Raw genomic sequence first — 15,099 nt, forward strand, 5'->3', positions numbered from 1 at the left:
ACCGGGCCGATGCTTCGCTCGCTGCCGCTCACTCATCGCCGGTCAGGCCCGCGCCGAACCGGCCCCGGCGACGTACCGCTCGTAGCCGGAGTCCTCGAGCTTGTCGGCCAACTCCGGGCCGCCCTGCTCGACGATCCGGCCAGCCACGAAGACGTGCACGTGGTCGGGCTTGATGTAACGCAGGATGCGCGTGTAGTGGGTGATCAGCAGCAGACCGGTGTCGCCGGTCTCACGTACCCGGTTCACGCCCTCGCTGACCACGCGCAGCGCGTCCACGTCGAGGCCGGAGTCGGTCTCGTCGAGGATCGCCATCTTCGGCTTCAGCAGCTCCAGCTGCACGATCTCGTGCCGCTTCTTCTCCCCGCCGGAGAAGCCCTCGTTGACGTTCCGCTGGGCGAACGCCGGGTCCATCTGCAGCCGCTCCATGGCGCCGCGCAGCTCGCCCCCCCAGGTGCGCAGCTTCGGCGCCGCACCGTCGACGGCGGTCTTGGCGGTACGCAGGAAGTTCGCCACCGACACGCCCGGGACCTCGACCGGGTACTGCATGGCCAGGAAGAGGCCGGCGCGGGCCCGCTCGTCAACGGACATCGCCAGGACGTCCTCGCCGTCGAGGGTCACCAGGCCGCCGGTGATCTCGTACTTCGGGTGGCCGGCGATCGAGTACGCCAGGGTGGACTTGCCCGAGCCGTTCGGGCCCATGATGGCGTGCGTCTCCCCCGAGCGCACGGTCAGGTCGACGCCGTGCAGGATCGGCTTGAGCTCACCCTCGGGCAGCTTCACCGACACCTGCAGGTCGCGGATCTCCAGGGTGCTCATTATCGGGTCACTCCATTGCTCGGCGTCAGGTCGACGTAGATGTCACCGTCGCGGATCTCGACGGGGTAGACGGGGACGGGTTCGGTGGCGGGCAGCCCGGTCGGCTCGCCGGTACGCAGGTCGAACCGGGAACCGTGCAGCCAGCACTCCAGCGTGCAGCCCTCCACCTCCCCCTCGGAGAGGGGCACCGCGGCGTGCGAGCACTCGTCGTGGACAGCGTAGAACCGGCCGTCCTCGCCGTGCACCAGCGCGATCTGCGTGCCGTCCACGTCCGCGCTGATCGCGGTGCCCTTCGGCACGTCCTCGGTGGAGCAGAGCCGGATCACCAGGCACCGCCCTTCGCGGTGACGGTGGGGCTCGCGAACTCACTCTTCCCGCTCGCGGCGACGTCCTCGCTCGCGAGTGCGGGGCTCGCGAACTCACTCCTGCCGCTCGCCAGCCGGGCCTCGATCGCATCGCCGAGGCGCTCGCGCAGGGCCTCCACGGGGATCTTGTTGAGCAGCTCGGCGAAGAATCCACGGACCACCAGGCGGCGCGCCTCGGCCTCCGGGATGCCCCGGGTCATCAGGTAGAACAGCTGCTCGTCGTCGAAGCGGCCGGTCGCGCTCGCGTGGCCGGCGCCGGCGATCTCACCGGTCTCGATCTCCAGATTGGGTATGGAGTCAGCCCGCGCGCCGTCGGTCAGCAGCAGGTTCCGGTTGATCTCGTATGTGTCGGTACCGGTCGCCTCGGCACGGATCAGCACGTCGCCGACCCAGACGGTGCGGGCACTCTCGCCCTGCAACGCGCCGCGGTATCCGACGTTGCTGCGGCAGTCCGGAACGCTGTGGTCGACCAGCTGCCGGTGCTCCAGATGCTGACCGGAGTCGGCGAAGTAGAGGCCGTACAGCTCGGCCTCGCCGCCGCGCTCGGTGTACTCGACGGTCGTGTACTGGCGGACCAGATCGCCACCGAGGGTCACCTGCACGTGCAGGACGCGCGCGTCGCGACCCAGCTTCACCTTCAGGTGCTGCGCCTGCACCGCGTCGTCGGCCCAGTCGGCCACCGTGACCAGGGTCAGCTTCGCGCCGTCGGCGATCGTGACCTCGACGTTGTCGGCGAGGGTCGCCGAGCCGACGTGCTCCAGCACCAGGGTCGCCTCGGCGAACCGGCCCACCTCGACGAAGGTGTGCCCGAGCGCCAGGCCGTCCGCACCCTGGCCGACCACCCGCAGGGTCACCGGCTCGGCCACCACGGCCTCGCGGGCGACCTGCACCAGCAGCACCTCGTCGGCACCCCCGTAGGCGAGCGCGCTGACCCGGTCGACCGGGGTGAGCACGCTGCCGACCCGGGGGTCGTCCTTCGCGATCCGCTCGACGGTGACGCCGGCCGGTGGGTCGTCGTGCTCGTGCCGGACCGTGCCGGTCGCGGCCGGTACTCCGGCGGTGAGGCCCCGCAGCCGCTTGAGCGGGGTGAATCGCCACTCCTCCTCCAGGCCCGTGAGGGCCGGGAAGTCGGCGACGTCGTACGAGCGGAGCGCCTGCGACTTGGTGCTGGGCGGCGCGGAAGCCTGGGTAGTCATCTCTTCCTTGGTCTGTTCTGCGACGACGATGTCTGGTGCTCGGTGCGGCGGGCCGGAAGCGCCGGCCCGCCGCTCGGGTAGGGCCGGCGTCAGCCGACCGCGCCCTCCATCTGCAGCTCGATCAGGCGGTTGAGCTCCAGGGCGTACTCCATCGGCAGTTCCTTGGCGATCGGCTCGATGAAGCCGCGCACGATCATCGCCATCGCCTCGTCCTCGCTCAGACCGCGGCTCATCAGGTAGAAGAGCTGGTCGTCGCTGACCTTGGAGACGGTCGCCTCGTGCCCCATCGACACGTCGTCCTCGCGGATGTCGACGTACGGGTACGTGTCGGAGCGGGAGACGGTGTCGACCAGCAACGCGTCGCACTTGACCGTGCTGGCGCTGCTGTGCGACCCCTCCAGCACCTGCACCAGGCCCCGGTACGAGGTACGACCGCCGCCGCGGGCGATCGACTTCGACACGATGGTGGAGCTGGTGTGCGGCGCGGCGTGCACCATCTTGGCGCCGGCGTCCTGGTGCTGGCCCTCGCCGGCCATGGCCACCGAGAGCACCTCGCCCTTGGCGTGCTCGCCGGTCAGGTAGACCGCCGGGTACTTCATGGTGACCTTGGAGCCGATGTTGCCGTCGATCCACTCCATGGTCGCGCCCTCGTGGCAGACGGCGCGCTTGGTGACCAGGTTGTAGACGTTGTTCGACCAGTTCTGGATGGTCGTGTACCGGCAGCGGGCGTTCTTCTTGACGACGATCTCCACCACGGCGCTGTGTAGCGAGTCCGAGGAGTAGATGGGCGCGGTGCAGCCCTCGACGTAGTGCACGTACGCACCCTCGTCGACGACGATCAGCGTCCGCTCGAACTGGCCCATGTTCTCCGTGTTGATCCGGAAGTAGGCCTGCAACGGGATCTCCACGTGCACGCCCTTCGGCACGTAGATGAACGAGCCACCGGACCACACGGAGGTGTTCAGCGCGGCGAACTTGTTGTCACCGACCGGGATCACCGTGCCGAAGTACTCCTTGAACAGGTCCTCGTGCTCGCGCAGCGCGGTGTCGGTGTCGAGGAAGACGACTCCCTGCTCCTCGAGGTCCTCGCGGATCTTGTGGTAGACCACCTCGGACTCGTACTGGGCCGCGACGCCGGCGATCAGCCGCTGCTTCTCCGCTTCCGGGATGCCCAGCTTGTCGTAGGTGTTCTTGATGTCCTCGGGCAGGTCCTCCCAGCTGGTGGCCTGCTTCTCGGTGGAGCGGACGAAGTACTTGATGTTGTCGAAGTCGATCCCGGTGAGGTCGGCACCCCAGGCCGGCATCGGCTTTCGGTCGAACAGCCGCAGGCCCTTCAGCCGCAGGTCGAGCATCCACGCCGGCTCGTTCTTCCTGGCCGAGATGTCCCGCACCACCGCCTCGTTGAGGCCGCGCTGGGCGGAGGCCCCGGCGACGTCCGGGTCGGCCCAGCCGTACTCGTAGCGGCCCAGGGCGGCGAGCTGCTCCTCCTGGGTCAGGGGCTGGACGATCTGCTCGGTCATCTATCTGTCCTCACAGTGGTGACGGTGTTACCGGACTGGGCACGCCCCGGCTGGGCCGGGATGTGTGTGGTGCACACCCCGTCGCCGTGCGCGATGGTGGCCAGGCGCTGCACGTGGGTGCCGACCAGCCGGGAGATCACCCCGGTCTCGGCCTCGCACAGCTGGGGAAACTCGGCGGCCACGTGCGCCACCGGGCAGTGGTGTTGGCACAGCTGGCCGCCGGAGGCGATCGTGGACGCGCTGGCAGCGTAGCCCTCGGCGGTCAGCGCACCCGCCAGTGCCTCCGCCCGCGCGAGCGGATCGTCGCCGGCGTTCTCCATGGCGGCCCGGCACCGGGCCTCCAGGGCGGCGACCTGGTCGGCGGCGAACGCCGCCACCGCCTGCGGGCCCCCGCTGCGGGCGATCCAACGCAGCGCGGCGGTCGCCATGTTGTCGTAGTGGTGGGTGCCGCAGCGGCCCCGGGCCGAATCGGTCAGCAGGAACACCTTGGCGGGTCGGCCCCGGCGCCGGTGGCCCCGCACGGCCGGCTCGCGGGTGACCACGTCACCGTCGGTGAGCATCGCGTCGAGGTGCCGGCGGATCGCGGCCGGGCTGAGCCCGAGGGCCTCGCCGAGCTGCGCCGCGGTGGTAGCACCCCGTTCCAGCAGCAGCTGGGTGACCCGGTCCCGGGTCGACAGGTCGGACGCGGCAGACTGACCGGCGGCCGCAACGAGCGCCGGCCGGTACCCGGAGACCCCCGCCGCGTTTTTCACAACGCCAACGTTACGTAATTCGTCAGAGGGCCGCAAACCCGGGGTCCGGTGATCCGAACCACCGCGCGGACGGAGTCACCCGATCGGGTTCCACTACGGTGCGTAGGATTTGCGCCGTGACTCCCGCCGTCCGGTTCCCGGTTTCCACCAGCCTGCTGCGCCGTTTGGCGTTCGCCAACATCGTCGCGAACGTCGCGATCGTCGTCACCGGCGGGGCGGTCCGGTTGACCGCCTCCGGTCTGGGTTGCCCCACCTGGCCCCGGTGCACCGACGAGTCGTACACCACCACGCCCGAGATGGGCGTACACGGCATGATCGAGTACGGCAACCGCCTGCTCACCTTCGTACTGGTGCTGATCGCCGGCGCCGCGCTGCTGGCCGCCCTGCTGCACCGGCCACGGCGGCGCAGCGTGACGCTGCTGGCGGCGTCGGTGGTGTTGGGGATCCTGGCGCAGGCGGTGATCGGCGGGATCACCGTACGAACCCAACTACACCCGTCGATCGTCGGCATTCACTTCGTGGTCTCGATGCTGCTGCTGCTCGTGTCGTACGCCCTCTGGCGCCGGATCGGCGAGCCGGACAGCCCCGCGCGCCTCCTCGTACCGGTGCCGCTGCGGACGCTGGTCCGGATCACCAGCGCGGCCAGCGCGGCGGTGATCGTCGCCGGTGTCGCGGTGACCGGCAGCGGCCCGCACGCCGGTGACGCCGACGCGGTCCGCAACGGGTTGGACCCGGAGTCGATCTCACAGGTGCACGCGGACCTCGTCTTCCTGCTCGTGGGCCTCAGCCTGGCGCTGTGGCTGGCCCTGCGGGCCGTCGGGGCGCCCGCCGCGGCGCGCCGCGCGGCCGGCCTGCTGCTCGCCGCCGAACTGGCGCAGGGGGTCGTCGGCTTCGTGCAGTACGTCACCAACCTGCCGGCGGTGCTCGTCGGCGCCCACATGCTCGGCTCCTGCCTGGTCTGGCTGGCCACCCTGTCGATGCTCTGGTCGATCCGGGACCGCCACCCGGCCACCTCGCCGGTCCACGCCCCGCCGAATCCCACCCGCACCGCCGACGTCGCACCCGCCGCGATCTGATCCTCGGCCCCGTGCTGGATCCCGCAGCCGCCGCGAGGGGTGGCCCGACGCCGGCCCCGCTTGACGTGTTTGCCCGGTTCGCGATCCGGACGCCGGTTCAGACGCGGCGGGACAGGTGCGTGACGATGGCGTCGGCGAGGCGGTCGGCAGCGCCGTCGGCGTACCCCAGGAACAGGGACGGCTCGGTGAGCTCCAGCTCGACCAGGACCGGCGCGCCGTCGGCGCCGGGAATCAGGTCGACCCGGGCGTAGAGCAGCCGGTCCGCGCCGCCCGGCACCGCCGTGAGGGTCTTCTCCGCCACCGCCAGCTGCGCCTCGGTGGCGGTACGGGTAGTGATCTCCTCCGGCCGGTAGAGCCCGTCGGGGCCGACGTCGGGACCGGTCAGCATCGGCCCCTTGCGGACAGCGTGGCTGAACGTGAGCCCGGTCGGGCCGGCGACGAACAGCAGCGCGGTCTCGCCGGCGGTGTCGACGGCCGCGAGGTACGGCTGCACCATGGTGACCCGGCCAGCCGCGCCGAGCCGTCGGACGTGGGACCGGGCGAGATCCCGGTGCTCCGGGTCGGCCAGGTCGTACCGTCCGGTCTCCTGGCTGCCCGCGCCGACCGAGGGCTTGAGGACGTACTCCCCGCGGTCGGCGGGAAACTCCCACTCGTCGCCGGGGGCGACCCATGCCGTGGGCACCGTGGGCACCCCGGCGGCGGACAGCTCGTCGAGGTACCGCTTGTCGGTGTTCCAGGCGACGACGTCCGCGGGGTTGGCCAGCGCCGGGACCCGCGCGGCCCAGGCGACGAACTCGTCCCGGCGGGCCGGGTAGTCCCAGGGCGAGCGGAGCACCGCGAGGTCGTAGCCGGCCCAGTCGACGGCCGGCTCGTCCCAGACGACGGGTTCGCCGGTGACGCCCCGGGCCGCGAGGGGAGCAACGACGAGGCGGTCGTCGTCCTCGAGGTCGGGTAAGGCCGCGCAGGTGACGAGAGCCACCCGGAGCCCCCCGGGACGCGGCCGGTCGTGCCGGGTCATCAGTGTCAACGGGCCATCGTGCGCCGGGCCATCGACCGCCAGAGGTCGTTGCTCGGCCGCATCTGGTCCATGAGCTCACGCTCCCAGGCGTTCTCGACGGCAACTCCCGCCTCGGCGCACGCCTGCCGGGCGACGACGGTGTCGTCCGCGAAATGGTCGCCCCAGGCGCCGTCGGCGCCGACGAGGACGATGCGCGCGCCGCGCTTGCCGACGTACTCGATGACCGCCGTCGCCCCGCCGTGTCCGGCGGCGAACGACTTGATGCCGGCGACCAGGCCGCTGGGAGCCTGGTCGGTGGCGGTCTGCTCAGCCGTCAGCGTCGTATCGGAACCATCTGCCATGACGCGAAGCCTAAGCAGACTTGCCCCCGTCCGGGCGAGTTCCATGAACCTTTTGTGATGCCAATTACCCGACCATTAAGGAAAACCACAGGCAACTTGCCCGGATTTATCCATATTTTCCTCACGAATCAAGGACAACAAGGTTGCTCAGATATGAACGAGAGGGGCAACCGCCAACCTGAGAGAAATTTCCTCGACCGAATAGAAAAGCCGGACAACTCATCCATGATGATGACTTGTCCGGCCTTGAGCGGAGAGTCAGATCAGCGCGTCCAGCGCCACCGCCGCGAACACGATGGTCAGATAGGTCGTGGACCAGTGGAAGAGCCGCATCGGTCGGACCGCCTCGCCCCGCGCCGCCCGGCCGCAGAGCCTGTGCGCCTCCACCAGGAGGGCGACTCCGACCGCCAGGGTCGGCAGCCCGTAGACCATGCTCATCCCGAGCGGCCAGACCGCGAGCGAGCTCAGAACGGTCAGCCAGGCGAAGACCAGGATCTCCGCGTTGACCCGTCGGGTGGACGCCACCACCGGCAGCATGGGGATACCCGCGCGCGCGTAGTCGTCCCGGTACTTCATCGCCAACGGGTAGAAGTGCGGCATCTGCCAGAAGAAGACGACCGCGAACAGTGCCCAGGCAGCCGGCGCGAGCGAGCCGGTCACCGCGGCCCAGCCGATCAGCACCGGCGCGGCCCCGCACGCCCCGCCCCAGAACGTGTTCGCCGGGGTGGTCCGCTTGAGCCAGGCGGTGTAGACGAGGTCGTAGTAGACGATCGCGGCCAGGGTGAGGCCGGCGGCCAGCGGGTTGGTGAACACGGCCATCAGGCCGACCGAGACCACCGCCAGCACCAGGCCGAAGACCAGCGCGTTGCGCGGCGACACGGTGTGCGCCGGCAGCGGCCGACGCTTGGTCCGCCGCATCAGCTGGTCGATGTCCCGGTCGATGTAGCAGTTGAGGACGCTGGCCGCCCCGGCGGCCAGCGAGCCGCCGACCAGGACCACGGCGACCAGCCAGAGAGACGGCATCCCACCGTGGGCCAGCATCATCGCCGGCACGGTGGTGACCAACAGCAGCTCGACGATCCGGGGCTTGGTCAACGCCACGTACGCCGCGACGACGGCGCGCGCGTCCCGCCGCGAGGTGGCCGACTCGGTCGCCGCCGTGCGCACCGGCTGCCCGGCAGGGTTACTGGCCGGGCGCTCGGTGATCATGCTCACGGATTGCCACCTTCCGGCGTCGGCTGGGGAGGTCGGATCGGCCTGGACCCGCATCGGGGTCCACAGACCGACCCACACACTACGCGCTGTCGTTTTGGCTGCCCGGGCGACCCGGCAACGGTGCGAGCTGTCACACCTCGGTCGAACGGCGCGACCACCAGGACACGTACAGGACAGCATGCAGTGATCCCCGGGCGGACGTTTAGGACCGCTCGATAGGGTCACCAGTGAGGGTTCCGCCCATCTGCCGAGGAGCACATCGATAGTGGCTGCCAACCGACCCGAGCATCCCGCACTGAACTGGTCCGACCTCGACCGCCGGGCCGTGGACACGGCCCGCGTGCTGGCCATGGACGCCGTGGAGAAATCCGGCAACGGCCACCCAGGCACCGCGATGAGCCTCGCGCCCGCGGCCTACCTGCTCTTCAACCGGGTCATGCGGCACAACCCCGCCGACCCGACGTGGCCCGGCCGGGACCGCTTCGTCCTCTCCGCCGGCCACTCCAGCCTCACCCTCTACATCCAGCTGTTCCTGTCCGGCTACCCGCTAGGCCTGGACGACCTGAAGGCGCTGCGGCAGTGGGGCTCGCTCACCCCGGGCCACCCGGAGCACGGGCACACCCCGGGTGTGGAGACCACGACCGGCCCGCTCGGGCAGGGCCTCGGCAACGCTGTCGGGATGGCGATGGCGGCCCGCCGCGAGCGTGGCCTGTTCGACCCGGAGACCGAGCCGGGCACCTCGGTCTTCGACCACGACATCTGGTGCATCGCCTCCGACGGCGACATCGAGGAGGGCATCTCGCACGAGGCGAGCGCCCTCGCCGGGCACCAGCAACTGGGCAACCTCTGCGTGATCTACGACGACAACGAGATCTCGATCGAGGACGACACCCGCATCGCCAAGAGTGAGGACGTGGCGGCCCGCTACGCGGCGTACGGGTGGCACGTCCAGACGGTGGACTGGCGCCGCGGCGACGCCGACCAGGGCGACTACCACGAGGACGTGGCGGCGCTGTACCAGGCGCTGCTGGCCGCCCGGGCGGAGAACGGTCGCCCGTCCCTCATCTCACTGCGCACCATCATCGGCTGGCCCGCACCGAACAAGCAGAACACCGGCAAGATCCACGGGTCGGCGCTCGGCGCGGACGAGGTGGCAGCCACCAAGCAGATCCTCGGCCTCGACCCGGCGCAGACCTTCGAGGTGGCCGACGAGGTTCTCGCTCACGCCCGCCAGGCGTTGGGCCGCGGTGAGGCCGCCCAGCGGGAGTGGACGACCGCCTTCGACGGCTGGGCGGCGGCCAACCCGCAGCGCCGGGCGCTGTACGACCGCATCGCCGGGCGGGTGCTGCCGGAGGGCTGGACGGACGCGCTACCGGAGTTCCCAGCCGACGCCAAGGGCATCGCCACCCGCGCCGCCTCCGGCAAGGTCCTGGGGGCACTCGCGCCGGTGCTGCCGGAGCTGTGGGGCGGCTCGGCGGACCTGGCCGAGAGCAACAACACCACCATGAAGGGCGAGCCGTCGTTCGTCCCGGCCGGGCACGCCACGAAGGACTTCCCCGGTCACGAGTACGGCCGCACGCTGCACTTCGGCATCCGCGAGCACGCCATGGGCGCGATCCTCAACGGCATCGCCCTACACGGCGGCACCCGCCCGTACGGCGGCACGTTCCTCGTCTTCAGCGACTACATGCGACCCTCGGTGCGGCTGGCGGCGCTGATGAAGTTGCCGGTGATCTACGTCTGGACGCACGACTCGATCGGTCTCGGCGAGGACGGCCCGACGCACCAGCCGGTGGAGCACCTGACGGCGCTGCGGGCCATTCCCGGCCTGGACGTGGTCCGCCCGGCCGACGCCAACGAGACCGTTTGGGCGTGGCGGCAGGCGCTGAAGCACACCGACCGGCCGACCGCGCTGGCGCTCAGCCGGCAGGCGCTGCCGGTGCTGGACCGCTCGACCCTGGCCGACGCCGAGGGCGTGGCCCGCGGCGGATACGTGCTGGCCGAGGCGTCCGGCGGCAAGCCGCACGTGATCCTCGTCGGCACCGGCTCCGAGGTGCAGCTCTGCCTGACCGCACGGGAGCGGCTGGAGGCCGACGGCACCCCCACCCGGGTGGTGTCGATGCCGTGCCAGGAGTGGTTCGCCGAGCAGGACGAGGCATACCGCGAGTCCGTCCTCCCCCGGGGGGTAAAGGCACGGGTGAGCGTGGAGGCGGGCATCGCCATGTCGTGGCGCGGCATCGTCGGTGACAGCGGCGAGAGCGTCAGCATCGAGCACTACGGGGCGAGCGCCCCGCATACCGTGCTCTTCGAGCAGTTCGGGTTCACCCCCGACCGGATCATGGCCGCCGCACACGCGGCACTGACCCGGGTGGGGGAGATCACCGGCAACCCAACAGGCAACTGAGGGAGCGTAAACGGCATGACGGACAGGCTGGGTGAGCTCACCGCCGCGGGCGTGGCGGTCTGGCTCGACGATCTTTCGCGGGTACGGCTCAGCTCCGGCGGGCTGGATCAGCTGCGCCGGGAGAAACACCTGGTCGGGGTGACCAGCAACCCGACGATCTTCGCCAAGGCGCTGAGCGACGCCGACGAGTACGACTGGCAGCTGCGTGACCTCGCCACCCGGGGGGTCGACGTCGAGGAGGCGGTGCGCAACCTCACCGCGTACGACGTGCGGTGGGCGTGCGACGTGATGCGCCCCGCCTACGACTCCACCGCCGGGGTGGACGGCCGGGTCTCCCTGGAGGTCGACCCGCGGCTGGCGTACGAGACCGAGAAAACCGTCGCCGAGGCCAAGGCGCTCTGGTGGCTGGTCGACCGGCCGAACCTGTTCATCAAGATCCCGGCCACCGAGGCCGGCCTGCCGGCGATCACCGCCGCCCTGGCCGAGGGCATCAGCGTCAACGTCACGCTGATCTTCGGCCTGGACCGGTACTCGGCGGTCATGGACGCCTTCCTCGCCGGCATGGAGCAGGCGAAGGCGAACGGCCACGACCTGTCGAAGATCGGCTCGGTGGCGTCCTTCTTCGTCTCCCGGGTCGACACCGAGGTCGACAGGCGCCTGGAGAAGATCGGCTCGGATGCGGCGAAGGCACTGCGCGGCAGGGCCGCCGTGGCCAACGCGCGGCTGGCCTACGAACGCTACGGCGAGGTCTTCGCCTCCGACCGCTGGCAGGCCCTCGCCGACGCCGGGGCACACCCGCAACGACCGCTGTGGGCGTCCACCTCGACGAAGAACCCGGACTACCGGGACGTGATCTACGTGGAGAAGCTGGTCGCCCCCGGCACGGTCAACACCATGCCGGAGTCGGTGATCGACGCGTACGCCGACCACGGCGAGACCCGCGGCGACACCGTCACCGGCGCGTACGACGACGCCCGGCAGGTCTTCGCGGACCTGGATTCGGTGGGTGTCGACATGGCCGACGTGATCGCCACCCTGGAACGGGAGGGCGTCGAGAAGTTCGAGGCGAGCTGGACCGAGCTGCTCAACGGCGTCCGCAAGTCGCTCGCCGCCGCCGGGCGCGGGAACGGTCACCCCGGCAACGCCGCCAAGGCCAACGCGCGGGCCGCCGAACAGGCGGGAGGCAACGCGTGAGCGAGCTGTTCGCCGGCCCGGCGGAGGCCGCCGCGGGGCTGACGGTGCACGGAGCGGACGCGGTCGACAAGGCCGCCGCCGCCTCCACCCGCGATGCGCTGGTCTCCGCCGGCGTGCCCGGCAAGCTGGCCGCGAAGAACCCGACGCTGTGGGGCCCGGAGGCGGAGACGGAGGCGAAGATCCGGCTGGGCTGGGTGGACACCCACCGCCGCAGCCGGGACCTGCTCCCCCAGCTCGCCGAGCTGAAAGCGGAACTGGGCGACCTCGACCACGTCGTGCTCGCCGGGATGGGCGGTTCGTCGCTGGCCCCCGAGGTGATCGCCCGGACCCTCGGCCGGCCGCTGACCGTGCTGGACACCACCGACCCGGGCCAGGTCCGGGCAGCGCTGGCCGACCGGCTGGAGCGCACCGTCGTCGTGGTGGCCAGCAAGTCCGGCTCCACGGTGGAGACCGACAGCCACCGGCGGGCGTACTGGCAGGCGTTCCTGGACGCGGGGATGACCGAGGCGGAGGCCGGCCGGCACTTCGTCGTCGTCACCGACCCGGGCTCCCCGCTGGAGGCCACCGCCGCCGAGATGGGCGCGTTCACCGTGCTCGCCGATCCCAACGTGGGCGGGCGGTACTCCGCCCTCACCGCGTTCGGCCTGGTCCCGTCCGCGCTGGCTGGCGTCGAGGTGGTCGAACTGCTGGACCAGGCCGACGCGCTCGCCGCGTCGCTGGGCGGTGAGCGGGACAATCCGGCGCTCGCGCTGGGCGCCGCCCTGGGCGCGGCGGCCACCATGGGACGGGACAAGGTCGCGCTGGTCCCCGACGGCACCGGCATCGACGGGCTCGGCGACTGGGCGGAGCAGCTCATCGCCGAGTCGACCGGCAAGTCCGGCGTCGGCATCCTGCCGATCGTGGTCGAGTCGCCCACCAGCCCGGGCGCCGCCGGGGACGATGTACTCACCGTGTCATACGGCGGCGCGCTGACCGCCGGCGACGTCCCCGGTGGCGGGTCCGAGCCGGACGTGGCGGTCAGTGGTCCGCTCGGTGCGCAGTTCCTCACCTGGGAGTACGCCACCGCGGTCGCGGGCGTGGTGCTCGGCATCGACCCGTTCGACCAACCGAACGTCACCGAGAGCAAGGAGAACACCAACAAGATCTTCGCCTCGGGCCCGCCGGCGGAGACGCCGTCGTTCACCGAGGGCGCGATCGAGGTGTACGCGCCGACCGGCGCGCCGGGTGACCTGGCGGGCGTGCTGCGGTGGCTGATCGACGGGCTCGGCGACGACGGCTACCTCGCGGTGATGGCCTACCTCGACCGGTTCGCGGACGCGGACGCGGCCCGGCTACGGCCGGCGCTGGCCGAGGCGACCGGCCGGCCGGTGACCTTCGGCTGGGGGCCGCGCTTCCTGCACTCCACCGGGCAGTACCACAAGGGCGGCCCGCAGGTCGGCGGTTTCCTCCAGCTCACCGGCGCGGTTGACGTTGATCTGCCGGTGCCCGGCCGACCGTACACCTTCGGGGAACTGCAGGCGGCGCAGGCCGCCGGCGACCGGCAGGCCCTGGCCGGCCGGGCACGCCCCCTGCTACGGCTGCACCTGGCCGACCGGTCCACGGGCCTGGTCCAACTGCTCGATGCGGTTGGGGCACTGCGCGCGTGACGATGACGACGACGAGGCGGAGCGAGGAGGCGGTGTGACGAACCCGCTACGCGACCCGCAGGATCGGCGGCTGCCGAGGATTCCGGAGCCCTGCGCGCTGGTGATCTTCGGCGTCACCGGGGACCTGGCCCGCAAGAAGCTGCTACCGGCCGTGTACGACCTCGCGAACCGGGGGCTGCTGCCCCCGGGCTTCGTAGTGCTGGGCTTCGCCCGCCGCGACTGGGGCGACGGCGACTTCGAGTCGCTGGCCTACGAGGCGGCGAAGTCGCACGCCCGCACCCCCTGGCGCGAGGAGGTGTGGGCCCGGCTGGCCGGCAACATCAAGTTTGTCGGCGGGGCGTTCGACGACGACGACGCCTTCGACCGTCTGGCGGCGACCCTGGATGAGCTGCGACGCACCCACGGCATCCCGGGCAACGCGGCGTTCTACTTCTCCATCCCCCCGGCGGCGTTCCCGGTGGTCCTCAAACAGCTCGCCCGGACCGGCATGGCCGACAACGCCAGGTCCGGCGGGTGGCGTCGGGTCGTGGTGGAGAAGCCGTTCGGCAACGACCTGCCCTCGGCGAAGTCGCTCAACGACCTGGTCGACGACGTCTTCACCCGGCAGGACGTCTTCCGGATCGACCACTACCTGGGCAAGGAGACGGTCCAGAACATCCTGGCTCTCCGGTTCGCCAACAACCTCTTCGAGCCGTTGTGGAACTCGAAGTACGTCGACTCGGTGCAGATCACCATGGCCGAGGACGTCGGCATCGGCACCCGGGCCGCCTTCTACGACTCGGTCGGCACCGCCCGGGACGTGCTTCAGAACCACCTGCTCCAGTTACTCGCCCTGGTCGCGATGGAGGAGCCGACCAGCTTCGACGCCGACGAGATCCGCGCCGAGAAGCTGAAGGTGCTCAAGGCCATCACGCTGCCGAGGGACGTCTCCCGGGACACCGTCCGGGGCCAGTACCTGCCTGGCTGGGTCGGCGGCGAGCGCGCCCGCGGTTACCTCGAGGAGGAAGGGGTCCCGGGAGACTCCACCACCGAGACGTACGTGGCGGTGCAGCTGGGCATCCAGAACCGACGCTGGGCGGGGGTACCGTTCTACATCCGGGCCGGCAAGCGGCTACCCCGGCGGGTCACCGAGGTGGCCATCATGTTCAAGAAGGCGCCGCACCTGCCGTTCAACCCGGCCGACATGGAGTCGCTCGGCCCCAACCAGCTGGTCATCCGGGTCCAGCCGGACGAGGGCGTGGTGCTGAAGTTCGGTTCCAAGGTGCCCGGCACCACGATGGAGGTCCGCGACATCGCGATGGACTTCCAGTACGGCGAGGCGTTCACCGAGTCCAGCCCCGAGGCGTACGAACGGCTGGTGCTGGACGTGCTGATCGGTGACCGGACGCTCTTCCCGGACGCCGCCGAGGTCGAGCAGAGCTGGGCGGTGGTGGACCCGCTGGAGCTCGCCTGGGCCGGCTCGAAACCGGAGCCGTACCGGGCCGGTGAGTGGGGTCCCCGCGCCGCCGACGAGATGCTGGCCGGCGACGGCCGGGCCTGGCGGCGGGCGTGACGAG

The 15,099-nt window shown here is 71.1% G+C and carries 13 protein-coding genes; 5 read left to right on the forward strand and 8 right to left on the reverse strand.

What is annotated here, in order from left to right; genetic code table 11:
• Positions 1–42 precede the first annotated feature (42 nt).
• The 5 genes from sufC to QTQ03_RS09795 all read right to left on the reverse strand — a co-directional run bounded on the left by sufC (position 43) and on the right by QTQ03_RS09795 (position 4,649).
• Positions 43–816 (reverse strand): Fe-S cluster assembly ATPase SufC, encoded by a 774-nt coding sequence (gene sufC / locus QTQ03_RS09775; protein ID WP_289277708.1) that lies wholly within the window; start codon positions 814–816, stop codon positions 43–45.
• On the reverse strand, positions 816–1,142 hold the full coding sequence (locus QTQ03_RS09780; RefSeq protein WP_289277709.1) for a non-heme iron oxygenase ferredoxin subunit: 327 nt from the start codon (positions 1,140–1,142) through the stop codon (positions 816–818). The genes sufC and QTQ03_RS09780 overlap by 1 nt, the downstream gene beginning before the upstream one ends.
• Complete coding sequence (sufD, locus tag QTQ03_RS09785) at positions 1,139–2,377, reverse strand: Fe-S cluster assembly protein SufD (RefSeq protein ID WP_289277710.1); 1,239 nt, start codon at positions 2,375–2,377, stop codon at positions 1,139–1,141. Before sufD ends, QTQ03_RS09780 begins: the two co-directional genes overlap by 4 nt.
• Positions 2,378–2,466: 89 nt before the next feature.
• Entirely contained in the window at positions 2,467–3,897 is a 1,431-nt protein-coding gene (gene sufB, locus QTQ03_RS09790) for a Fe-S cluster assembly protein SufB (protein WP_289277711.1), read from the reverse strand.
• Entirely contained in the window at positions 3,894–4,649 is a 756-nt protein-coding gene (locus QTQ03_RS09795) for a helix-turn-helix transcriptional regulator (RefSeq protein WP_289277712.1), read from the reverse strand. Before QTQ03_RS09795 ends, sufB begins: the two co-directional genes overlap by 4 nt.
• Positions 4,650–4,747: 98 nt before the next feature.
• Between QTQ03_RS09795 and QTQ03_RS09800 the strand changes: the two genes are divergently transcribed.
• Positions 4,748–5,725 carry a COX15/CtaA family protein gene (locus tag QTQ03_RS09800; RefSeq protein WP_289277713.1) on the forward strand — a complete coding sequence of 326 codons (978 nt, stop codon included), beginning with the start codon at positions 4,748–4,750 and terminating at the stop codon, positions 5,723–5,725.
• Between the two features lie 97 nt (positions 5,726–5,822).
• Here QTQ03_RS09800 and QTQ03_RS09805 read toward each other — a convergent pair whose 3' ends face one another.
• From QTQ03_RS09805 to QTQ03_RS09815, 3 genes are all read right to left on the reverse strand, one after another.
• Positions 5,823–6,743 carry an ATP-grasp domain-containing protein gene (locus QTQ03_RS09805; RefSeq protein ID WP_289280753.1) on the reverse strand — a complete coding sequence of 307 codons (921 nt, stop codon included), beginning with the start codon at positions 6,741–6,743 and terminating at the stop codon, positions 5,823–5,825.
• Between the two features lie 5 nt (positions 6,744–6,748).
• Positions 6,749–7,084, reverse strand: a complete 336-nt coding sequence (locus QTQ03_RS09810) for a hypothetical protein (RefSeq protein WP_289277714.1) — start codon at positions 7,082–7,084, stop codon at positions 6,749–6,751.
• A gap of 258 nt (positions 7,085–7,342) precedes the next feature.
• Positions 7,343–8,299 (reverse strand): heme o synthase, encoded by a 957-nt coding sequence (locus QTQ03_RS09815; protein ID WP_289277715.1) that lies wholly within the window; start codon positions 8,297–8,299, stop codon positions 7,343–7,345.
• Between the two features lie 265 nt (positions 8,300–8,564).
• On the opposite strand from QTQ03_RS09815, the gene tkt reads away from it, so the two are divergent.
• The 4 genes from tkt to zwf are packed head-to-tail and all read left to right on the forward strand — an operon-like array spanning position 8,565 to position 15,095.
• Complete coding sequence (gene tkt, locus QTQ03_RS09820; RefSeq protein WP_289277716.1) at positions 8,565–10,703, forward strand: transketolase; 2,139 nt, start codon at positions 8,565–8,567, stop codon at positions 10,701–10,703.
• A gap of 15 nt (positions 10,704–10,718) precedes the next feature.
• Entirely contained in the window at positions 10,719–11,897 is a 1,179-nt protein-coding gene (tal, locus tag QTQ03_RS09825) for a transaldolase (RefSeq protein ID WP_289277717.1), read from the forward strand.
• Positions 11,894–13,543 carry a phosphoglucose isomerase-related protein gene (locus QTQ03_RS09830; RefSeq protein WP_289277718.1) on the forward strand — a complete coding sequence of 550 codons (1,650 nt, stop codon included), beginning with the start codon at positions 11,894–11,896 and terminating at the stop codon, positions 13,541–13,543. Before tal ends, QTQ03_RS09830 begins: the two co-directional genes overlap by 4 nt.
• Before the next feature lie 34 nt (positions 13,544–13,577).
• Positions 13,578–15,095, forward strand: a complete 1,518-nt coding sequence (zwf, locus tag QTQ03_RS09835; RefSeq protein WP_289277719.1) for a glucose-6-phosphate dehydrogenase — start codon at positions 13,578–13,580, stop codon at positions 15,093–15,095.
• Positions 15,096–15,099: the final 4 nt, after the last annotated feature.

Source organism: Micromonospora sp. WMMA1363 (genome assembly GCF_030345795.1).
Taxonomy (GTDB): Bacteria; Actinomycetota; Actinomycetes; order Mycobacteriales; family Micromonosporaceae; genus Micromonospora.

Bases quoted from the DNA above. Each gene is read 5' to 3' on its own strand.
- sufC (WP_289277708.1), bottom strand. From the start codon at position 816: ATGAGCACCCTGGAGATCCGCGACCTGCAGGTGTCGGTGAAGCTGCCC.
- sufD (WP_289277710.1), bottom strand. From the start codon at position 2,377: ATGACTACCCAGGCTTCCGCGCCGCCCAGCACCAAGTCGCAGGCGCTC.
- sufB (WP_289277711.1), bottom strand. From the start codon at position 3,897: ATGACCGAGCAGATCGTCCAGCCCCTGACCCAGGAGGAGCAGCTCGCC.
- QTQ03_RS09805 (WP_289280753.1), bottom strand. From the start codon at position 6,743: ATGACCCGGCACGACCGGCCGCGTCCCGGGGGGCTCCGGGTGGCTCTC.
- QTQ03_RS09810 (WP_289277714.1), bottom strand. From the start codon at position 7,084: ATGGCAGATGGTTCCGATACGACGCTGACGGCTGAGCAGACCGCCACC.
- tal (WP_289277717.1), top strand. From the start codon at position 10,719: ATGACGGACAGGCTGGGTGAGCTCACCGCCGCGGGCGTGGCGGTCTGG.